Source organism: Streptomyces sp. B15 (genome assembly GCF_018070605.1).
GTDB classification, from domain to species: Bacteria; Actinomycetota; Actinomycetes; order Streptomycetales; family Streptomycetaceae; genus Streptomyces; species Streptomyces smyrnaeus.
In genome coordinates this window covers 1-4,705 of the sequence record NZ_JAGPXJ010000184.1, presented here as the reverse complement: position 1 = coordinate 4,705, position 4,705 = coordinate 1, and the positions used below count along the sequence as shown (strand labels likewise).

At 73.4% G+C, this 4,705-nt stretch carries 6 protein-coding genes; 4 read left to right on the top strand and 2 right to left on the bottom strand.

Features of this window, described 5'->3' with window-relative positions; translation table 11 throughout:
• Window positions 1-442, bottom strand: a 442-nt coding sequence (locus KBY19_RS37115; protein WP_307843709.1) for an FAD-dependent oxidoreductase, incomplete at its 3' end; no start/stop codon positions are given.
• Between KBY19_RS37115 and KBY19_RS35595 the strand changes: the two genes are divergently transcribed.
• Window positions 370-1,365 carry a LysR family transcriptional regulator gene (locus KBY19_RS35595; RefSeq protein ID WP_307843708.1) on the top strand — a complete coding sequence of 332 codons (996 nt, stop codon included), beginning with the start codon at window positions 370-372 and terminating at the stop codon, window positions 1,363-1,365. The genes KBY19_RS37115 and KBY19_RS35595 overlap by 73 nt on opposite strands.
• A 19-nt stretch (window positions 1,366-1,384) precedes the next feature.
• Here the strand turns inward: KBY19_RS35595 and KBY19_RS35590 are convergent, their stop codons facing one another.
• Window positions 1,385-1,756 carry a SchA/CurD-like domain-containing protein gene (locus KBY19_RS35590; RefSeq protein WP_099879635.1) on the bottom strand — a complete coding sequence of 124 codons (372 nt, stop codon included), beginning with the start codon at window positions 1,754-1,756 and terminating at the stop codon, window positions 1,385-1,387.
• A gap of 321 nt (window positions 1,757-2,077) precedes the next feature.
• Here KBY19_RS35590 and KBY19_RS35585 point away from each other — a divergent pair, with 321 nt between their 5' ends.
• The 3 genes from KBY19_RS35585 to KBY19_RS35575 all read left to right on the top strand — a co-directional run.
• Window positions 2,078-2,512, top strand: coding sequence for a cupin domain-containing protein (locus KBY19_RS35585; protein WP_099879633.1), 435 nt, complete (start codon window positions 2,078-2,080; stop codon window positions 2,510-2,512).
• Window positions 2,509-3,810 (top strand): beta-ketoacyl synthase, encoded by a 1,302-nt coding sequence (locus KBY19_RS35580; RefSeq protein WP_143674858.1) that lies wholly within the window; start codon window positions 2,509-2,511, stop codon window positions 3,808-3,810. The genes KBY19_RS35585 and KBY19_RS35580 overlap by 4 nt, the downstream gene beginning before the upstream one ends.
• A gap of 5 nt (window positions 3,811-3,815) precedes the next feature.
• Window positions 3,816-4,705, top strand: an 890-nt coding sequence (locus KBY19_RS35575) for a beta-ketoacyl synthase N-terminal-like domain-containing protein (protein ID WP_210967494.1), incomplete at its 3' end; no start/stop codon positions are given.

Here is a 4,705-nt window from a genome sequence, read left to right as displayed (position 1 = left end):
GTGCGGCGATGTGTCCGGCGTCGGGACCCGCGCAGTTGACGACGTGATCGGCCTCGAAGCGCCGGCCGCGCGCCTCGGCTCCGCACACGCGCTCGCCGTCCCGCAGCAGTGCGGTCACGGGGCTGTCGTAGCGGATGTCGGCTCCCAGGGCCGCGGCGCGATCCAGCAGGGTGCGCGCCAGGAGGGGCGCGTCGTACCAGGCGGCGTCGTCGTGCACGACGAGTTCGGAGGCGCGGCAGGAGGCCGGGTCGACGCCGGGTGCCAGTGCGCTCAGCTCGCCGGGGTCGGCGCTGCGGCAGGGGTGCCCCCACTCGGCGAGGCGCTGGGCACGCGCGCGGAGGGTGCGCTGTTCCTCCTCGCTGTGGCCCCATTGGACGAGCGGCGCGGGGTGGCGCCATCCGGCGCCCCGCCCGACGCCGAGCTCCGCAGCTGCAGGCCATATGCGAGGTGGTCGCCGCCGGTTCCTTCCGCACGGCCGCCCAGCGCCTCGGCTACACGCCCTCCGCCGTCTCCCAGCAGATCTCCACCGTCGAACGCGCCCTGGGCGTGCAGCTGTTCGAGCGCTCACCGCGCAGCGTGCGGCCCACCCCCGCCGGGCTGCAGCTCGCCCGGCGCGCCGGACGTCTGCTGGCCGACCTGACGGCGACGGAGAACGAGATGCGTGCCTACGCCGCCGCCGAGCGCGGACGGCTGCGGCTGGGCAGTTTCTGGTCCGCGGGGTTCCGGCTGGTGCCGACGGTGCTGACGGGGTTCCTCCGCGACCGGCCGGAGGTCGAGGTGCGCTACGAGGAGGGCGACCCGCAGGTCACGGTCCCCGCCGTGCTGGAGGGGCGGCTGGACCTGGCCGTGATCTTCGAGTACGGCGTGGTGCCGCACAACTGGCCCGAGGGCCTGGAGCACACACTCGTGCTGGAGGAGCCGCTCCACCTGCTTCTTCCCGCGACCCACCCCCTCGCCGGACGGCCGCATCTGCGCCTGGCCGAGCTGCGGGACGAGCGCTGGATCAGCTACCACGAGGACACCGACGCCGCGCGCTGTCTGCGTCACATCTGCGCCGCCGGCGGCTTCCTGCCCGAGGTGCTCTTCCGCACCAACGACTACAACCTGCCCTACGAACTGGTCCGGCAGGGGCTGGGCGTGGCCATCGCGCCCGAGCTCGCCGTGGTGGACGCCCCGAGCGCGTCCAAGGCCCCCGGGACGCGCCTGGCCCGGCTCACCGACCCCAGCCACACCCGTCGTGTCTACGCCACCCGGCGCACCACCGACCCCAACCCGTTCCTCCCGCAGGCCCTCGATCTGCTGCACGCCGCCGCGGCCGCGCTGCCCGAACGGGACGAGCGGGAGTGCGGCACCGTGACCGGCTGAGCGGCGGCGAACGGTCTCGTCAGGCGGCGTCCCGGACCGACATCTGGGCCATACAGGTCAGCAGGGAGCGGCGGAAGGTGGCGACGAAGCCCTCGACGGTGTCGGTCGCGCGGGGCCGGGACAGATACGGGGCCAGCTTCTCCTCCACCTCACGCACACCGGGCTGGGTCGCCATGTGCCGGGCGATGGCGTCCAGGTCGCCCTCGTACTCGATGACCCGCACCATCGTGTCGTCGCGGATGAAGACCGCGGTGGACAGGATGCGCGCCGTCTCGCCGCCCGACTCGTCCTGGACGACGGGCGAGCCGACCCGGCGGAAGTTGCCGAAGATCTCCGATATCTCCTTCTCGTACCCCGCCTTGATGTCGTAGGTGATGGCGGCGAACGGCATGGGCTGCTCCTCGCTGTCGCGGACAGTGCCACCATCCGGCCCCATCGCGCTCGCCCCGCACTTGAGTTCCGCTGGGTGCGGGGTGCCGCGTCCTGCTCGTCGCAGGCTGCGGGCGCTTCCTGGTCGCTGGGGGCACCTCCCGGCCGGAGTCCCCCAGCCTCCGGCCGGGAGGTACCCCCAGGGGAGCCGTTCTCCGCGCCCCTGACGGGGCGCAGCCTTCCATGGCGGGTTCGGCCATCGACGGCGGTTCGAGTCGGCTTGTAGGCGCGGCTGCGACGGTGCACGGCGCTGCCAGCGACAGCCGATGAGGAGGCGGGGTCAGTGACCACCGAGATCACGCGCACCGTCCGGGTGCACGCCGACGACGTCGAGGCCAACACCCGGCGCGGCGGCGACATCAGGACCACGCTCAGCCCGAAGACCACGGGATGCACCAGCGGTTTCGGCGGGGTGCTGAGCCTGGAGCCGGGCGAGCACGTCACCGAGCACTACCACCCCTACTCCGAGGAGTTCCTGCACGTCGTCACCGGCCGGCTGGAGATGACGATGGACGGCCAGGCCGTGCAGCTGGGCCCCGGCGACTCGCTGCTGGTGCCCATCGGGGTGCGCCATCGGCTGGTCAACACCGGCACCGAGAGCGCGCACGCCGCCTTCCACCTCTCGCCGCTGGCGCCCCGGCCCGACCTCGGACACGTCGACACCGAGAAGGTGGCACGGCCCGAGCAGCCCAACCCGTCGGTCGGCGGTGCCTCGTGACCGGTCGGCCGGCCACCGGCCGCCGCGCGGTGGTCACCGGCGTAGGGGTGGTCGCACCCGGCGGGGTGGGCCGGGAGGCGTTCTGGAAGTTGCTGTCCGACGGCCGTACCGCCACCCGCCGCATCTCGCTGTTCGATCCCACCGGCTTCCGCTCCCGGATGGCGGCCGAGGCCGACTTCGACCCGGTCGCCGCCGGCCTCACCCCGCGGCAGATCCGCCGTATGGACCGGGCCGCGCAGTTCGCCGTCGTCGGCGCCCGGGAGGCCGTGGAGGACAGCGGCTACGACTTCGCCGCCGCCGACCCGGCCCGCACCGGGGTGAGCATCGGCAGCGCGGTGGGCTGCACCATGGGCCTGGAGGAGGAGTACGTCCTGCTCAGCGACGCCGGAAAGCACTGGCTGGTCGACCACACCTACGGCGTGCCGCATCTGTACGGCTACATGGTGCCCTCCACCCTCGCCGTCGAGGTCGCCTGGGAGGTCGGCGCCGAGGGCCCGGTGGCGCTCGTCTCCACCGGCTGCACCTCCGGGCTGGACTCCATCGGGCACGGCGTGCAGCTGATCGAGGAGGGCAGCAGCGACGTGGTGCTGGCCGGCGCCACCGACGCGCCCCTCTCCCCGATCACCTCGGCCTGCTTCGACGCGATCAAGGCCACCTCCCCCAACAACGACGACCCCGAGCACGCCTCCCGTCCCTTCGACGCCGAACGGGACGGCTTCGTCCTCGGCGAGGGCGCCGCCGTACTGGTGCTGGAGGAGAAGGCGGCGGCCGAGGCGCGCGGGGCGCGGATCTACGGGGAGATCGTCGGCTACGCGGGCCGCAGCAACGCCTTCCACATGACCGGTCTGAAGGCCAACGGGCGCGAGATGGCCGAGGCCATCCGGGTCTGCCTCGACCGCGCCCGGCTCGATCCGACGGCCGTCGACTACATCAACGCGCACGGCTCCGGCACCAAGCAGAACGACCGTCACGAGACCGCCGCGTTCAAGCGCAGCCTGGGCGAACACGCCTACCGGGTCCCGGTCAGCTCCATCAAGTCCATGGTGGGCCACTCGCTGGGTGCCATCGGCTCCATCGAGGTGGCCGCCTGCGCACTGGCGCTCGACCGGCAGGTCGTGCCGCCCACCGCCAATCTGCACAACTCCGACCCCGAGTGCGACCTGGACTACGTACCGCTCACCGCGCGCGAGCACCCCATGGACGTGGTCCTCAGCGTCGGCAGCGGCTTCGGCGGCTTCCAGAGCGCCACCGTGCTGGCCCGGCCCGGAGTTGTGGCCTACGAGGGGGCCGCCGTATGACCAGCATGAGCCCCACCGCGACCACCGGGACGATGCCGGTCTCCGCGACCGGCGTCACCGCCCCGACCCGCGCCCCCGTCATCACCGGACTCGGCGTCCTGGCGCCCACCGGTATCGGCGCCGAGGAGCACTGGCGCGCGGTGCTGGCGGGCCGCTCCGCCATCGACCGGATCACCCTCTTCGACCCGAGTCCCTACCCGGTGCGGCTCGCCGGCCAGGTACCCGGCTTCGAGGCGAAGGGGCGGGTGCCCAGCAGGCTCATCCAGCAGACGGACCGCTGGACCCATCTGGGGCTGGCGGCGGCGGAGGCCGCCATCGCCGATGCGCAGGTGACCCCCGCCGAACTGCCCGAGTACGAGATGGCCGTGGTCACCTCCAGCTCCTCCGGCGGCACCGAGTTCGGCCAGCACGAGATGGAGAACCTCTACCAGCACGCCCCCGACTGGGTGGGCGCCTACCAGTCCATCGCCTGGTTCTACGCGGCCACCACCGGCCAGGTCTCCATCCGGCACGGGATGCGAGGCCCGTGCGGTGTGCTGTGCTGCGAACAGGCCGGCGGGCTCGACGCCATCGGCCAGGCCCGGCGGCTGATCCGTACCGGCGCCAAGCTGGTGATGACCGGCGGCACCGACGCCTCGCTGTGCCCCTACGGGCTGACCGCGCAGCTGACCACCGGGCAGCTGTCCACCGTGCAGGACCCGGCGCGCGCCTATCTGCCGTTCGACGCCGACGCCTGCGGCTATCTGCCCGGCGAGGGCGGCGCGCTGCTCGTCGTCGAGGACGCCGAGGCGGCCGAGGCCCGCGGTGCCGCGCACATCTACGGCCGGGTGCTGGGCTACGCCGCCGGCTTCGACCCGCCGCCGGGCTCGGAGCGCGGCCCCGTGCTGGCCCGTAC

What these genes read in the sequence shown, in the direction of transcription:
- KBY19_RS35590 (WP_099879635.1), bottom strand. Translation starts at nt 1,756, where the DNA reads ATGCCGTTCGCCGCCATCACCTACGACATCAAGGCGGGGTACGAGAAG.